The organism is Nostoc sp. ChiQUE01b (assembly GCF_034531255.1).
Classification (GTDB): domain Bacteria; phylum Cyanobacteriota; class Cyanobacteriia; order Cyanobacteriales; family Nostocaceae; genus Nostoc.
Map to the genome: position 1 here is coordinate 12,549 of NZ_JAVRBM010000053.1, position 17,480 is coordinate 30,028.

Consider the following 17,480-nt stretch of genomic DNA (forward strand, 5'->3'; position numbering starts at 1 on the left):
TTTGTCGTTGAGAGAAAGCTAAACTCCAATCAAAAAGCCACTTTTCTTGAAGTAGGCAAAGTAGATATTGAGTAATTCGGTGTTTATTGTTGGATAAATAATATTGGTGTCAGCAAGTCCAGTCAATGTATTTTGGCAATCAAATGCAGGTAGCTGTACGTTCTTTAATAATTGTTCGTCTAACAATGGCAGGAAAGCATGTAAAGCATTTGGAATATTGTGTTCCGCATTGTGTAGCAATTTAGCATACCACTCATGGTAAGAAACTTGCTCTAGCGAATAGCCTAAAGAGCAAACTAAGTCACACCAATTACCCCAAGACAGACAATCGGGAGAAACAAGGTGAAATGCCTTGCCGAAGGAGTCAGGGTTTTGAGAGAGGTGGACGAGCGCTCTGCTACCATAATCAACTGGGGTCAAATCGAGGGGAAATTCTAGATCCGGCACCATACCTAGTTCGATACAGCCTTTAGTCAGGCTGCAAAAGAAGTCATCTACATTGGCGATTCCCGTTTGGCTGTGTCCTGAGATTGCACCTGGTCTGTAGATACATACAGGAAGTCCACGATCGCGTGCTTGCATGACCAGCTTTTCTGCCACCCATTTACTTTGTAAATAACCCCCTTGCAACCCTTGAAATTCTGCCAATTTATCAGATTCTTGAATGTAGTTAGCATTTGCATAAGCAGGAGCCGAAAAGATGCCCAGCGTTGAAACAAAATGTACGGGTTTGACTTTCGTTTGAACTGCTAGACGCAAAATCGCCTGAGTTCCCAGGACATTGGCTGCTTTGAGTTTGGCGTAGGAATAGAGAAAATTGACGACAGCACCATTGTGATAAATGACATCAATTTGATGGCTAAGTTGATGGAATTGGGACTCATTCAAACCTAAGTTGGGTAACGCCAAATCGCCAATGACTGGAATGATGCGAGAGCGAAACTGTTCTTGCCAAAGTCCGTATGCTTGCAAATGGCTTTGGATACGTTGGATGCCCTGTTCTACATCCTGCGTAGGCGCAGCCCGTCGTAGACATCGCACTAAGCAATAAATATTAGCTGTGGTCTGTTGCAGGAGTTCGTCTAATAAATACGCACCGAGAAATCCAGTTGCTCCAGTTAAGAAAATCGCCTGGGGTTGGGCGATAAACTTGAATGCTGTAGTTGGATGAATTGCCGGATCTAAGACAGCTTCTGCTGCCAGATCGATCGCTAAATCAGCAGCTACTCCTGTCTGAGCCATCGCTTCAATTACTTGAGCCACTCCCGCAATTGTTGGGACTTCCAATAATTGATGAATTGGTATGGTTACATGGAAGTTTTCCCGCAACCGAGACAGCAGTTGCACTGCCAACAAAGAATTGCCTCCCAAATCGAAGAAGTTATCGTAGACGCTGAGTGGGGATCTGTGAAGTAAGTTTTGCCACAGGTCAGCTAAGTGTTTCTCTGTTTCGGTGCGGGGTGCAACAAATGTCTGATGCTGTTGTTGGTATTGAACTTGAGACTCCTCAATTTGCTGGAGAATCTGCTCTGGTGTATGCCAATCTGAAGCAATTTTTTGGAATAAGGCGGTGTAATTGGCGGATTGTTGGGGTATTGCGCGATCGCTTTGCGTTAAATTCCCTTCAGATGCCGAATGTTTTGGTTGTTTGTCTAATCGTTCAGAAGCAATAGTGATCGCTCGACAAACATCTGCTGATAACTTATAGCAATAGCTTTCTGCTAAACGTTCCTTGTCAATTGCTACCAACTGTTCTAGAAAATCCCCAATAGGCTGGTTTTTAGAACTGGGCTTGTAAATAATATCGATCTGCTTCAGTCCGCGTGCCAGGGCAATTTTACCTAGAAAATTGAGCATTTGATACTCAACTCCTCTGCCCAACACTCGACAACTGAGTAATAGGGTATCTACCACCAGTGCAGACCCTGTGGTTTGTACCATCATCATTCCCACCAAACCATAATTACCAAAGCGGTCTTTCACATCCACAACATAGCAAGTATGAGTATCTAACAGGCAAAAGGCTTTGATTTCAGCCGACGTTCTGCGTAAGGTGGTGGTGTTAAATTGATTTGTTCGCTGCGTGAGTTGAGCAACACGATCTACCTGGGAGGGCTGCATTTCCATAATATCCACTTGCAGATTGAGGCTATTGAGGAAATCTCGCAACGAAAGAGATTTGCTAGCTGCTTGCTGGCGTTGGCGATTTTGCTGGTAAACAATCGTTCGCTGTCGATCCTCTACAGTGATGTTTAGACGATCGAATGCCCAGATATGAGCCAGGAATTGGGGAATTTCAGTGGTATTTGTTGGCAATTGCAGGGTTAAAACTTCTGGAAAGTGATAGCGGACTTCAGCGCATTCGATGGGGTTGTCATCAATAAAGATGAAGCTATCTAAACTCAGCCCTAGTTCTTGAGACAGCAATTTTAAGTTTTCTGATTTAGTCTGCCAATTAATTCGCCAAGCTGCTAGATGGTGACGCTTCAGCCGCATATCGGAACGTTGGTCTAATACAGCAAAGACATCTGCTTGATTATTTTTGCTGCACAAACATAGCAACATCCCGCGATCGCACTGCTGAATCATAAATTCTTGCAATGCTTGATAGGATGAATCTATGACAATGCCCTCAACTCCATCCTCGCCACAAACACCTTGCCATAAGGTTTGATCGCAGTCTAGGACAATTACTTTATAAGGCGGTCTATGTAGGCAGTGAATTTTTCTCGCCAACATTGTTCCTAACGCTGTGAAGAATGCTGGCGTAAATGGAATATGCCCGATTTCATCGCTATAAGAGTCATAGAAGTTAGTTACTGGGTAGCTTGTTGCTAACTCCTGATAATTAATAATATGCAGTCCACTAATATCGGCAAGTTCTGTTAATAAGTTTGCTTCCACTGATTGCAAAAAAGTTGCTATTTCTGCATCAGCAATTATTGAATGACTTGGCAATAAACAAAGCAAATGGGGAATTTTAGTACGTTCGTAGGATTGACGTAATGCTATAACTAAATCTTGAGCATTGCGCTCAAAAGAATTCTTTTGTTCGTTACTAGATAACTCTTGTGAATCCTGAGACCTAACCCAATCTTCTAACCGTACTAGAATAATATTGACTCCTGTTTCATTTTGTGATAATAGACTATCAGAAGTCAGCAGTTGTTGGAAAACCTGGTTATAGGGTGCAAAGGTTATTTCTGAGGGTAAATTGAGTTGCCGCATCCAGAAATTTAGAGAATCTCTAACCGAATCGGCGGTAAAGGTAGCTGCGATCGCCAGCTTTTGCTTTTGGTATCGACTCCTGGCTAATCTTGCTTTTCTATCAAGGTCTGTTGGTAGTCTAAATTCATTGAGGCGAATATGTTTTGACTCAACCCATTGTTCTAGTATTTTGAATAAAGCGTTACCAAAAGCGTCGATTGTTTCACTTTCAAATATGTCGGTGTTATATGCAATTCCTATTTGTAAATCTGCTCCGACTTCGTAAATGTAGGTATATAAATCTAAATCAGTAGGCCCCCAAATTCCTTCGTCAATCAATGAAAACGTCAGATTGGGTAAATTTGTTAGGTCGCTCGGTAGTTGGCTGTTGACATAGCTTAATCCGGTGCGGAATGTTTGAAAAAAGGGAGTATCTTGTGCAACCCGACTCGACCCCATGACTTCAACGACTTTACCAAAGGGGACATTTTGGTGAGCATAGGCAGATAACAACACCGATCGCACTCGGCTGAGTACTTCGGCAAAAGTGGGATTGCCAGACAAATCTGTACGCAGCAACAAAGGGTAGCCAAAAAAACCAATCAGCGACTCCACTTGGGGATGAACTCGACCAGAGGCGGTAAAGCCAATTAAAATGTCTTCCTGCTGAGAACACAGATAAATCAAAGCCTTAAACGCCGCTACGAAAGTCATAAAGGAAGTAATTCCCATTTGTTCGTGACTTCGTTGTTTGATTGCAGCCCACATAACAGGATCGAGTTTAAAAAACTTTCGCCGACCCTGGAAATTCTGGAGTGGCGGTCGGGGATGGTCGATGGGTAATTTTAATTCAAACGATGCCCCCTCTAGTTGCTGTTTCCAGTAAGCTAGTTCGCTTTTGAGTGCATCATTGTTGAGCCACTGGCGCTGCCATACGGCAAAGTCTCGATATTGGATCGCAGGTTCTAGTAGTGGAGAAGGCTGTCCCTTGTAGAAATGACTATAGACTGTCGCCAGTTCTCGAATCCATAAACCCATCGAGATCATATCACTGACAATGTGGTGAATGACGAGCAAGAGAATATGCTCGCGTGCATTTAAGCGAATGAGTTTAATCCGCCATAAAGGAGCGATCGCCAAATCAAAGGGAGCTTCGGCTGCTTCATCGGCAATTTGCCAAAAAGTTTTTAATTGTTCGGTTGCATCTAAATGCTCAAGATTTAAAATAGATAATTTAAACGGTTCTGATGCAGTGATATTTTGCACGGGATTGCCTTCCCACACCCCAAATGTTGTCCGAAAGACATCGTGGCGACGGAAAATTTCATTAATACTTTTTTCCAGGCAGTTTAAATCTAGATCGCCATTCAACCGCAAGGCTTGAGCAATATTATGAGCAGATTCTACAGCAGCTAACTGGGCTAAAATCCACAGGCGTTCCTGCTGGAAGGATACCGGCACGTTTTGCGTTTGTGAAATCGGAACCAAAGGGATGGAAGCAGCACCGATTTTGTTCTGATGCAGTAACCGGATTAGCTCTACTTTATTGTTAGCTAAAGCATTCCGGAGATCGGGAGTGATAACTCCTTTAGGTGCTTGAATGCGGAGTTGTTCCCCATCAACTAATAATTTCACTCCTTGGTCTGAAAGCTCGGCTAAAAGGGTATTTAGGTTCATAGTATTATTTCTTCCACATCCTCAGTGATTTCAGTTGCCGAATTTTCGTTGAGTCCCTGTAAGGCTAGCTGTTTTAATAACAGGTCTGCTAGTTGGTTGATGCTGGAACCTTCAACAAACTTTTCTAAAGAAAGGTCAATTCCCAGTTCTGTGATGATGCGATTGCGGATTTCGATCGCCATCAAAGAATCTAGTCCGGCTTTGCTCAGTGCTTGATTAGCATCCACTCGATCCACAGAACAACCCAACACTTTGGCAACCTTTTCTTTCAGGTACATGGTTAAAATCTGCAAGCGATCGCCAAAGTCATGAATTTGCAATTGCTGCTGAATTTCCATCGGCGGTGGCGATGTCGATTGAGCAACCCCCATCTGAGAAAACTCTGCCAAATATGCCGGACAAGTCCCAGGTGAGAATTGCTGCATAAATGTCACCCAATTGAGCGGCATCACACTTACTTGAGCAACCTCCCAAGAAAAGCTCTGCTCCAAAGCCTGTAAACCTTGGGATGGCGACATCATTTCTATTCCCCGATCTTGCAGTTGCTTGCCAAGTTGACGCTTTGCTGCTATACCAATATCAGTCCAAGCTCCCCAGTTAATACTCAATCCCGATAACCCCAATTGATGACGATAATGTGCTAAAGCGTCTAAAAAGGCATTGGCAGCGCAGTAGTTAGCTTGACCGGCGGAACCCAAAACAGAAGTAGCAGAAGAAAACAGGATAAAGAAATCGAGCGGCAAGTCTTGAGTTAATGTGTGCAGATTCCAAGCACCTTGGACTTTCGGTGCCATGACTCGATGAAAGCGCTCCCAAGTTTGCTGGAGTAAAACCCCATCATCCCAAACTCCGGCGGCATGGATAATGCCCCCTAGAGGCGGGTGGCTGCGGCTAATTTCTGCCAATACTTCTGCCACTTGTGACTCTACAGATACGTCAGCTTGTATCACGATCGCCGATACACCTTGCGTCTGAAGTTGCTGAATCTGGCGATGGCTCTCTTCGTTTGTTCCCCTGCGCCCCATTAGGACTAAGTGCTTTGCCCCACGTTCTACTAACCAATGGGCAATTAGTAGCCCCAGTCCCCCTAATCCCCCAGTAATTAAGTAGGTACTATCTGCATGGATGGGAATATCTGCTTGATTGGGATTACGGTAAGGAACCAGTCTTGCCACCTGACGCATCCCGTTACGGAATGCAATTTGATTCTCTTCATCCGGTGATAGTAACTCTGCAAACAGGGCATCAAGCGGATTTTGACTTAGCCCATCATTTTCTTGGGCGTCTAAATCCACCAAGCGAAGCTGGAGCTCTGGGTGTTCTCTGATGATCGCTTTTCCCATTCCCCATAGAGGCGATTGAACTAATCCAGCACCACCGGAAACTGCCCCTCTCGTGACTACCCATAACTGGGGCGGTTTTGTACCCATCGTTTTCACTAGGGCTTGCACCAAGTACAGCGTACTGCCACAGCTAATACGGGTTGCGGCTTGCAAATCTTCGACGGTTAAAGTTGGTGCAGTTTCTCCAGTTCCCAGGCTAGACAACTGTACCACTCCTGAAAGATGCGATCGCTTGCTAAGTATTTCCGAAAGCAACTGCTGAAAATGTTCTGGGTTTTGAGTATCGATCCTGAACTCGAACTCGCTCAACATTTCGTATTTCTGTCCGGGAAAAACTAGGATACAGGTATCTCCTCGTTCTAGAAACCGTTGAGCAAGTTGCTGACTTATACCTTGACTATCGGCTAGAATCAGCCAGTTTTGGTGTGTAGCGGGCGATCGCTCCCTTCGGGCTTGAGGTCGCCACTCGATTTGATACAACCAATCTGGCGGAACTTGAGGAGAAACTGTCAATGTTGCCGAAGCGACCCTTTGAACTTGCAGACCTTCAACAACCGCTAGAATCTCACCATCATCTCTAACTAATTGCAAATCGCTAATGAGTGTTTTGCCACTGTTCTCGCTAGGATGTACTCTGCCGATGCTCCATAGTCGGTTGCTGGGGCGATCGCAAAATTGCAATCGCTTGATGGCGATCGGCACATAAGACTCTTTGCTACTATCTTGTGGGAATTTAGCTTGCAAAACCTGAAAACAGGCATCTAATAATGCTGGATGAAACTGATAAGCGTCTGTTTCTAAAACGGATGTTTGGGGTAACTCAATCTCCCCTGTCACTACTTCTGAATTCAACCATAACTGTTTAACTCCCCGAAAACTCGCACCATAATCAACTCCGCGCTGAAGAAACTGTTGGTAATGTTCGGCTTGGTTGTGAGCAGTGTGAGCAGCTACTTCCTTGGGGAGCCATTGCGTTGCAGAAAGTTCCAGTGATGGTTTGAGATTGGACGCGATGACATTTCCAGAAACGTGCAGCATCCAAGAGGGTGAAGAGTCTTCCTCATTTAATTCACAACTAAAAATTTCAAAGGAATATCCTTGTTGTTCCGTTGGCTGAAGAATTAACTGGAGTGTCTTAACTTCATTTTCTGATAGAACTAATGCCCGTTTATATAGGACATTTTCTAAAATTAGATTTTTGGATTTCAAAACCTTAGCTGCTGCCCCTAAAACCATCTCTAGATAGGCAGTTCCTGGCATGATTACTTTGCCGTAAATGCGATGATCGGCTAAAAAAGCGGGGAAATTAGAACTGATTTGCGTCTGAAAACGAATCTCTTTCGAGTCTGCCAAGTGCAATCTAGAACCGAGAAGAGGATGAGAAGATTTGAGATTTGCAGAGGAGATTTGAAAATTTTTGTGGCTGCTGTCTTTGTTTGGTTCAATCCAAAAACGCGATCGCTCAAAAGGATAGTTCGGCAACACCACGCGCCGATGCTGATATCCCCGATGAAACTCCGACCAGTTCACCGATATTCCATGTTCATACAACGCCGCTAAACTGGTCAACATCTGCTGCCAATCCGATTCCTGTGATTTGAGACTTGCCAGCCACAGATGTGCTGATTCTGGGATACACTGACGACCCAAGCTCGCTAAAATCGGCTGTGGCCCTACTTCCAAACAAGCCAAATTTCCTAACGCTAACAGGCTTACCATACTTTTAGCAAATTGCACTGGCTGTAACACGTGCTGCACCCAGTACTCAGGCGTGCTAATCTCCACTCCTGCCAATTGCCCTGTGATATTGGAAATGAATCGAATATTCGGGTTTGGTGTACGGTAGCTCACTTGCTGGGCAATCTGCCCAAACTCTGCCACCATTGGCTGCATCAACGGCGAATGAAAGGCATGGGAAACTTTCAGTAACTTTGTTTGCACTCCTCTTGCTTCTAAGATTGTCACAGCCGATGCGATCGCCGCAGCTGCACCAGAGATTGTGATTTGCCTTGGTGCGTTGATCGCAGCGATTGTCACTTCGGGCAATGAATCGATCGCTGCACAGACTTGCTCCAAATCAGTAAATACGGCTACCATCGCCCCTGTCTGCGGCAAGGCTTGCATCAATTTCCCTCGTGCGGTGATGAGTTTCAATCCATCTTCCAGACTGAATACACCCGCTACAGTTGCAGCAACATATTCGCCCACACTATGACCCATAACAACACTAGGCTTGATACCCCAAGATTGCCATAGCTCAGACAATGCATATTCCAGAGCAAATAAGGCTGGTTGGGTGTACCCAGTTTCATCTAGAAAATGAGGCGCTAAATTTTTTTCCCTTTCCCCTAACTCTGGATACAGCACTTCTAGCAATGGTTGCTCTAATAATGAGTCCAGAATTTCAGCACAGCGTTCTATGGCTTGCTGAAAAACAGGTTGGGTTTGGTAAAGTTCTCGTCCCATACCGATATACTGCGAACCTTGTCCAGCGAACAGGAAAGCTACCCCTGAAGCCTGAGAGCGAGTGCGCTGATTTTCCGCAATAAATGTTGTGAGTTGATGTCTGAGTTGTGCTGGTGAATCGGCAACCAAGGCCAGTCGATAGTCAAAATGCGATCGCCCCACATTGCTCGTATAGCAAATACCCCTCAAAGATACTTCTGAATGAGACTCGAGAAACCCCACATACTGCCGAGCTAATACCCGTAACGCGGTCTCAGTTTTTGCCGAAAGCGTCAACAGCGATTTGACGTGTAAAGCTACTCCCTTGCCCCCCTGCCCCTCTGCCCCCCTACTCTCCCCCGGCGCTTCCTCCAAAATGACATGGACATTCGTACCGCCAACACCCAAAGAAGTTACGCCAGCCCGCCGAGGCGTTTGGTCTGTTTGCCAGTCTGATAGAGTTGTATTTACATAAAATGGACTGTTAGCAAAATCAATCTTGGGATTGGGATATTTAAAATTTAGGCTAGGCGGTAGCAATCGGTGTTTGAGTGCCAAAACTGTTTTAATCAATCCTGCTATGCCTGAAGCTGTATCTAAATGTCCGATGTTAGTCTTTACAGAACCAATGGCGCAAAATTGTTGCTTCTGTGTTTTGGTACGAAATGCTTGGGTTAATGCTGCAATTTCAATCGGATCGCCGAGAGTCGTTCCGGTGCCGTGGGTTTCGATGTAAGTAATGGTTTCTGGATTTATGTCTGCGATCGCTTGCGCTTGGGCAATCATTGCTGCCTGTCTCTGAACGCTGGGAGCCGTATAGCTGATTTTTTGGGAGCCATCGTTATTAATCGCAGAACCCTTAATGACGGCGTAAATATTATCTCCATCCGCGATCGCATCTGTCAATCGTTTCAACATCACAATGCCAACGCCATTCCCCCCAACGGTTCCTTGGGAGTTAGCGTCAAATGCTCGGCAGTGACCATCGGGTGAAAGAATCATTCCTGGCTGATACCGATAACCAGATTTTTGGGGTACTACGATCGCCGCAGCACCAGCCAGAGCCATATCGCATTCTCCCTGAATCAAACTCTGACACGCCTGATGGACGGCAACTAAGGAAGTTGAGCAAGCAGTTTGCACGTTGACGCTGGGCCCTTGCAAGTTGAATTTGTATGAAACCCGCGTGGGGAGAAAATCCGCACCATTGGCGATCGCTAGTTGCGAGTCATCAACGTGTTCTAGTCGCTCCCGATTTGGGTAAAGATTGTGATTCCAGTAGGTTCGACCTGCATAAAGATTCATCCCCATGCCTGCATAAACCCCGATTAATCCTGTATAAGTTGCGGGGTCGTAACCAGCATTTTCGAGTGTTTCCCAAGCACACTCTAGGAATAGGCGATGCTGCGGGTCCATGATTTGGGCTTCTTTGGGAGAGATATCGAAAAATGCAGCATCAAATAAATCAATATCAGATAAGATACCGCTAGCTTTCACATAATTGGCATCATTAAAGGATGAGGGATCGATTCCGGCTGACTCCAGTTCTTCATCACTGAAGAATGAAATCGATTCCACGCCATTACAGCAGTTTTGCCAGAATTCATCGAGTGTTTTGGCTCCTGGAAAACGCCCAGACATGCCGATGATGGCAATTTCTAATTGCTGGGTACTTTTCATCTTACCCAAGCGATGGGATGGCGATAATTGCGATCGCTCCGGCAATGGCATTTGAGCTTGATTCAGAAACTCTGCTAGAGTCTGAATAGTTGGATATTGGAACAAGTCAATCAGTGACAGATGTTGCCCAAATTGTTTTTGTAATTGATCGTGAACCCGAACCAAGGTGAGCGAAGTGCCACCTAGTTCAAAAAAGTTGCGATCGATACTCACTGAAGAAATGCCCAGGACATCTTGCCATATTTGAGCTATCTGGCGTTGAATGTCAGTCTGGGGGAAAACGACTTGCCAAGGTTGGTTGTGCTTCTGATTGCTGCCAATAATTTTGGCAATGTCTATCATACCCGTTTGTGTTAGGGGCATTTTTGCAAGCTGTACAATTTCACAATGGCTAGGAGTCCCAAAGCGATCGCCAACTCTCAAACTTTGCTCCAAACCATGCACCACTGCACCATCCACAGTGGTAACATAAGCGGTTAATTTCTCGACGTTATCGGCTTCTGTCTTTAGATATCGGCGAATATGGGGATTGCTACCATCTAAACCAATAATTAGCTGTGGTTGATGACGCGATAAACCTGCTAGTAAGGAACGCCAACCCTGTTGTTGAGTAATACTTTGATAGCCCAAGCAATGAGCTGCTTCCCGGCTGTGGATGGGGTTTCCTTCGCTCATACCAACATCATCCCACTGGCTCCAGTTAAAGCAGTAAGTATCAGGATGGTAATGGTATTGCTGATACTGACAACAACTATCTAAAAAACTGTTGGCAGCAGCATAAGCACTAAAGGTTGCTCCCCCAAACACGCTATTTACGGAAGAAAAGCCAATGAAAAGGGCATCTGGCCGATTCTGAATTAGTTGAAAAAGCGTCCAAGTGCCCTGAACTTTCGGGCGCAGCATGGTACAAAAACTTTCTAGTGTAGCCACAGCTATCGAGTGATTCTCCATCACCGTCCAGTGGTGTTTGAGGTCGCCTTCACCTGCGAGATGAATAATTCCTGCCAAGGGTTGATTCCATCTCAACTCTGCTTCAGTGACAGCCTGTTGCAAGCAAGTTAGATCGCAGATATCAACAGGTCTGTATAAGAAATCACCACCTGTTGCCATGAGCGATTGATAATTTTTCAATCGTTTGGCGATCGCTGTATTCTGGTCGAGATGCTGCGACCATTCTGTTGCTGGTGGCAAGTTTGTTCTACCAACAATCAGCAATCGCACACCAAATTGCTTAAGTAAATATTGGCAAACGCAAGTCCCAATTCCACCCAATCCGCCTGTTACCAGATAAGTCCGCCCTGGTTTAATTGGTATTTCCTGGGTTGAACTAGCAAGCATATCAACTTTGGCGAGTGACGAGACTAGCCGTTGACCTTGACGATAAGCAATTTCACTATCTGCTTTAGTAACATTTAGTTCTTTAAAAACATAGTTGGCATTTGTTTCGAGTGACCCAATTTCTAAGTCAATATGCCGACAGTGCAACCAAGATAGTTCTAAAGGAATTGTTTTCAGTAATCCGATAAGTGTAGATTTTTCATAAGCGATCGCATCATCGCTGCTAGTTAACTGGACGTTGTTAGAAATGACTTGTAACTGAGTGTCTATATCTAGTAGTTGGTGTTTTTCCTTGGCATTTGCTAAGGCTTGCACTAAAAATAGAATGCTATATAACCCTAAGTATTGGGCATCTTCTAGTTCCTCTAGACTAGAAACTTGACCCATAAACTCGTTATATGTCCACAAATGCAAAATCTGAGTGGGAATATCCGATGCCAAAGACTCTAGCAACTGCCGATAGTGATCGGGATCTTCGGGATTGATAGTAAAGCGATCGCCCCGCTCAGATTTGATAAAATCCGTACCTGCTGCAACGCAGATATAAGGTTGGTTATGGCGTTCGAATTCTGTACACAGGTAATTTCCTAAACCTAAATTATCGAGAAACACGAGGGATTTCTGAGTCGGAAGTTTAACTGGCTCCAGATGCTTGTGACTTAACTGCTTAACACACCAAATTCGGCGATAAAACCAGTCAGGTATTGTGTTGGCATTGCCATTGAGGATATCAAACTGACGGAGGATAGGTTTAAATTCACCTGATTCAAAGCGTTTAACCAGTTGCGATCGCTGGATCTTACCAATGGCCGTTTTCGGAATCACAGCTTTCTCAACTGGAATCACATAGCTGGGATTGATGCCACAACGTTGGACAATTTTTTGGCGAATGGTTTGCATCAACGTCGAAATTTGCATTTCATTCGCGCCACCTGCATGGAAGAAGATAGCTAGCTGTTCTGTAGTTTCTCCATCACGTACAGCCACTGCGGCAGTGTAGGAAACAACTACGCCTGCAATTTCTTCAACAACTGCTTCGATTTCATGACTATAGTAATTCAGGCCATTGACGATAATAACGTCTTTCTCTCTGCCTGTAATTGTTAAACGTCCTTGTCGTAAAAAAGCTAAATCTCCCGTCTTGAACCAGCCATCTTTTGTAAACACCTCCGAATTCAATTCCGGTTGACCAAAATAACCTGATGTGACTGTCAATCCTTTGACTTGCAGTCGCCCGATGGCTTCTTCCTCAACGAGCTGGTCTTGAGCATCAACTATCCGCAGAGAAAATCCGGGAATTGGCGCTCCAACTTCTACGAATGCATCTTCATCCGTGGTTGATTTTCCAGAAAAGTTGTGAGAGTAAGTCACTCCCGAACAAGTTTCAGCCATTCCCCAAGCCGGATGTATTGCCGTAGTCGGGAGTCCGTGCGCTGTCAGCAATTCTAGAAATCTTCTGGCAGTTTTGCCGATAATAGCTTCTGCTCCGTTAAAGATGTATCGCACTGATGATAAATCCCAATCCCCCTGAGAAAGTTCTGCTTCGGCGGCGTTGATTAGCCCATACGCAAAATTCGGTGCAAAGGTCACACTCACGCGATAATCAGACATCCAATCAAGCCATTTCAGGGGTTGTTGCAACACCCAATCGGTGACGGCATGAATTTGTTGACAACCCACATACACATCCCGAATATGGAAATACACTAATCCGGCAACGTGATCGAGTGGCATCCAGTTTAAGGAAACATCTTCTTGGGTAAACCCATTCATCTGGACACTCGCAGCCGACCGACAGATGAGACTGCGATGGCTTTGCATAACTGCTTTCGGCGTACCTGTACTGCCAGAAGTGAGAAACAGTACTGCCAAATCATCGGCTGCCGCAACGTACCAATTAGGATCGGGATGGTAAGATTGCAACTCATCGAGGGTAGCGATCGCCAAATTCTCAACTGGCAAATCTGCCAGGGAACCTCTCAGTTCACGTGCTAATCGCTCGCTAGTCAGCACCAAACTGGGTTCTAGTCTTTGCCAGATTTGAGCTAATTTATTAACGAAATCATGAGAGCGATCATAACTCTGAGGAACGGATAAAGGAATTGGGATAAATCCGCCCAAAATACAGCCCCAGAAAGCAGGAATGAAATCTTGAGGTTGGTCAAATTGAAAGAGAATTCTATCTTGAGGCACAAGCCCTAACTTTCTTAAACCCGCCAAAATCCGTTGAGCTGCGTCTAATAAATCTTTGTAGGATTGGTTTTGGCAAGTATCATCCGGTTGGATGTAAGTAATTCCTTTTGAGATTTGTAACGCTGCCCTTTGGATTAGTTCCACTAAGTTAGTGGTTGCGTCTGTTGCAAGTTGTAAAGGTTCGCCATGACTAATTGCTTTCACTTTTGGATGAGAAATCTGAAATTTTGAACGCTCAAATTGTTGATTTATACTACCGGATTCTAGTTTTTGCCCAGAATCTTCTAATTTAAAATTGAGTTTTGTTGCTTGAGGATTACCTAGCAAATCCCAAACGTGTAATGGTGGTAGTTGTTTCGTCTGGTCTTGTACAATAACTGCGACTTGGTTAATGGAGGGGAGCGATCGCAAAGACGACTCCCATCGATCGACCAAATCCATATCGATCGCCACCAAATCAGTTAGTTGGCGATCGTCAATCAGTCCCTCGCTGGTGAGCGGCAATCTGGATAACCAAACGTAGGATTGAGGCAGGATAGTGTTTGGCGAATGAACCTGCAAATATGCATTTAGTTGTTCCAACGAACATTTTCCTGATGCAACTACGTAGGCAACTAACCACATATCTGCGGTTTCTGTTTCTCGGATTAATACCCGACACTCTTCAATTTCTGGATGAGTTAGGAGCGCAGTTTCCAGTGTTGCTTGGTCTAATAAGTTTGCCTGAAAACCATTGAGGGTATTAATTTTCTCCAACATATATAAGCTCCAAACTAACTTAGACACGTTTGCTGTTGCGGGATGTCTTCACTTCTACAAGCAACCCTATTAGTTGGTGGTTTTATATATCAGGCAACAGCTAATAAGCAATAGGCTTAAAAGTCCTTGGTGTTGGGGTTTGACGATCGGTTGATGTCCTAACCTACCAAGGCAACTGCTATATATGCGTTTTTTGGCTGGTTTTTGATATATTTGTTATTCAAGGTCGCGACCTTGTGAATATTGAGAATACATGAAATTTTTTCGTAGTTACTAACTTCGTGACCATTTGTTACAAGTGACGTTGAAAGAAAATCTGGAAGGATTTGACTTAAAGCTTTGTAAATATTTGCTAGCAAGTTTTAGGAATATTTTTGGATAAAATTCACTCGGTTTGAAGTGCAATGGTGTCGAAAAACAAAACTATGTAGATAAAAATAAATTAACTTGTAACTTCTTTTGTTGTTGTATCTTGTTAAATTCATTGTTCTTTTTCTTATAATTAATATTGCTGCGAACTTACTTAACTGGTTCCCAATCCGTCGTCACGATTTACAATTAAAATATTACAATTTTGGTTTCCGTCTTGTTTGTAGATAAACCGATCTACGCTGTTAAGAGCTAGATAAACTCCCAAACCGCCAATCTGTCGTTGCTGTAGCGACTTGTTCAAATCATTTGGAGTTAACTTCTGAGTAGGATTGAAGGGAACACCAGTATCTTTAATCGCAATGGTCAAGGAGCGATCGTCTAGATCGGCTTTTAAAATCAATAAGCCTTCGCGATCTGCTGCTTTATAGCCGTAATTAATGATGTTTGTAGTGATTTCATCCACTGCCAAACGTAGTCTATAAGAGGTTTTTTTATCCAAACCTGCTAGCATTGCTGCTGCCATCACATATTCTGCGATCGCCTTTAAAGAGTCCAGTGATCCAGGCACAGTTAAAGGTTCCATCTGTTACGGATTGGGGGTGTGTGAAAAAATGAAATTTTAGTCTTTTGCCTTTCTCTGCACAATCAGCATGGTGATGTCATCAAACTGAGGTGCGTTGCTGATGTGAGCGAACAAATCAGTTGTAATACGCTCTAGCAGGGGAGATGGCAAAAGCGCAGATCGATCTAGGAGCGATCGCAGTCGCTTTTCAGTAAAAAACTGACCGCTGGGGCTGCGTGCCTCAGTTACCCCATCGGTATAGCCAATTAAGATATCGCCTGGTTCCAACTGTACTTGTTGAATTTTAAATTTCATATTAGGCATCATCCCTACCGCTGGCCCAGTTGAGTTGAGACTGGCTTTGATACCAGTGTCACCAACAACAAACAGAGTTTCGTGTCCACCATTGATGTAGGTGAGAATGCCAGTTGCCGGATCTAGCACGCCAAAAAACAGCGTGGCAAACATACTCATTTGGGCGTGCTGCTGGGCGATGTAATTATTCGTGAGTGCTACTGCTTTCAGGGGGTTAATTTGGTATAAATTGGTTGCCATCTCTGACTCAAGCAAAATCGATAATTCCGCCTCATTGGCAATAATAGAGAGTCCGCCCAAACTAATTTGTCCCGAAAAAATACGGATTAAGCTCCGAAACAAAGCCATAAATAACGCAGCGCCTACACCTTTGTCGGCGACATCAGCAATAACTAGCCCCAAGTAGTCGCCAGGTAGCATAAAAACGTCGTAGAAGTCGCCAGCTACTTGACGGGCAGGAGAGAAAAACGTGGCAATCTCTAAATTAGGTAGCTGTGGGATTTCGTTGGGTAGAAAATCTCTCTGGATTTGCCGCCCTTTTTCTAATTCGTAGTTGAGCGCTTTGGAATAGGTTTCAATTTTCCCATAGAGCTGGGCATTTTCTAAAACTATAGCGATTTGGTCAGCAGTGAGCTGCATCAGATGGGCAATTTCTAGGCTAAAGTGCCCTGGTTCTTGGTGTAGCAAGGTAAGAATACCTAAGACCTCTTCATTCCTGAGAATGGGAACAGCTAATGCTGAACGTACAGTGTAAGGCTGATTGGGCAACTGCAACCAACGATCGTCGGTCTCAGTGTCTACGATCAATCCTATCTGGCGCTGTCTGTATACCCAACCAGCAAGCCCCTGTGCTAAAACACAACCAATCAGGCGATCGCGCTCCGCTAGTGCTGTCTCCCTTTGCGTAAGGATACTATCGGTGACAGCACCCTGGCGATCGAGTAAAAACAGACTGCCTTTTTGGGCACCAGTCAGCTGACTACAAACATCTAACGTGTCTTGTAAAGTAGCTTTCAACATCTCTTCTTCGGGTGAAGCGCGGATGATTGTTGCTACTGAATGCTCCAGCAGCTTTTTTTGAGCTTGGAAAGCAGCTTTTTCTGTTTTTAATTCAGCTACCTCTCGCCGCAGGGACTTCAGTTCCTCAATTAGCTGTTGATTCTCTGCTATGCAATTCTCTTCATAAGATTGTTGGATCATAAATAGACCTGTCGCTTTGTTATAGGGGTAAGATTTAGCATGGCAATTCCTTAACTGATTGAATGCATCTGCTAATAAGATAGAAATTCCACAAGTTTCCTGCGATAACTATTAAGTTATTTTGATATAAAAGTCATCCCTTAAATAGTTGAGAATTTATAAGATTTGTGCCTGAAGAGTGAAATCTTGGTATTCTAAACAATACCAAGCTTTTCTCGGAGAACACCAAGATTTTCTCGGAGAACACCAAGATTTTTTGGAGAACACCAAAATTTATCAAACTGATGGCTTGATCAGTCTGATAAATCTTCAATGCCTTCATTTACTCGCAGATGTTGGCTTTGGTTGTCAATGTGCTAGAGATTAGCGATCTGAACAATTTCCAGGTA

The 17,480-nt window shown here is 44.3% G+C and carries 5 protein-coding genes; 1 reads left to right on the forward strand and 4 read right to left on the reverse strand.

All coding sequences use genetic code 11. The annotated features are described in order from the left end of the window. Positions 1-18: 18 nt before the first annotated feature. The 4 genes from RMY63_RS27750 to RMY63_RS27765 all read right to left on the reverse strand — a co-directional run bounded on the left by RMY63_RS27750 (position 19) and on the right by RMY63_RS27765 (position 17,091). The gene (locus RMY63_RS27750; RefSeq protein ID WP_322731782.1) at positions 19-4,884 is read right to left on the reverse strand and encodes a thioester reductase domain-containing protein; all 4,866 of its coding nucleotides are present in this window, start codon (positions 4,882-4,884) and stop codon (positions 19-21) included. Continuing rightward, on the reverse strand, positions 4,881-14,642 hold the full coding sequence (locus RMY63_RS27755; protein WP_322731783.1) for an SDR family NAD(P)-dependent oxidoreductase: 9,762 nt from the start codon (positions 14,640-14,642) through the stop codon (positions 4,881-4,883). Before RMY63_RS27755 ends, RMY63_RS27750 begins: the two co-directional genes overlap by 4 nt. 523 nt (positions 14,643-15,165) lie before the next feature. After that, positions 15,166-15,582 carry an ATP-binding protein gene (locus RMY63_RS27760; RefSeq protein WP_322731784.1) on the reverse strand — a complete coding sequence of 139 codons (417 nt, stop codon included), beginning with the start codon at positions 15,580-15,582 and terminating at the stop codon, positions 15,166-15,168. Between the two features lie 51 nt (positions 15,583-15,633). Then, positions 15,634-17,091 (reverse strand): GAF domain-containing SpoIIE family protein phosphatase, encoded by a 1,458-nt coding sequence (locus tag RMY63_RS27765; protein ID WP_322731785.1) that lies wholly within the window; start codon positions 17,089-17,091, stop codon positions 15,634-15,636. A 178-nt stretch (positions 17,092-17,269) separates the two neighbouring features. Between RMY63_RS27765 and RMY63_RS27770 the strand changes: the two genes are divergently transcribed. After that, complete coding sequence (locus tag RMY63_RS27770) at positions 17,270-17,458, forward strand: hypothetical protein (RefSeq protein ID WP_322731786.1); 189 nt, start codon at positions 17,270-17,272, stop codon at positions 17,456-17,458. The last annotated feature ends 22 nt before the right edge of the window (positions 17,459-17,480 follow it).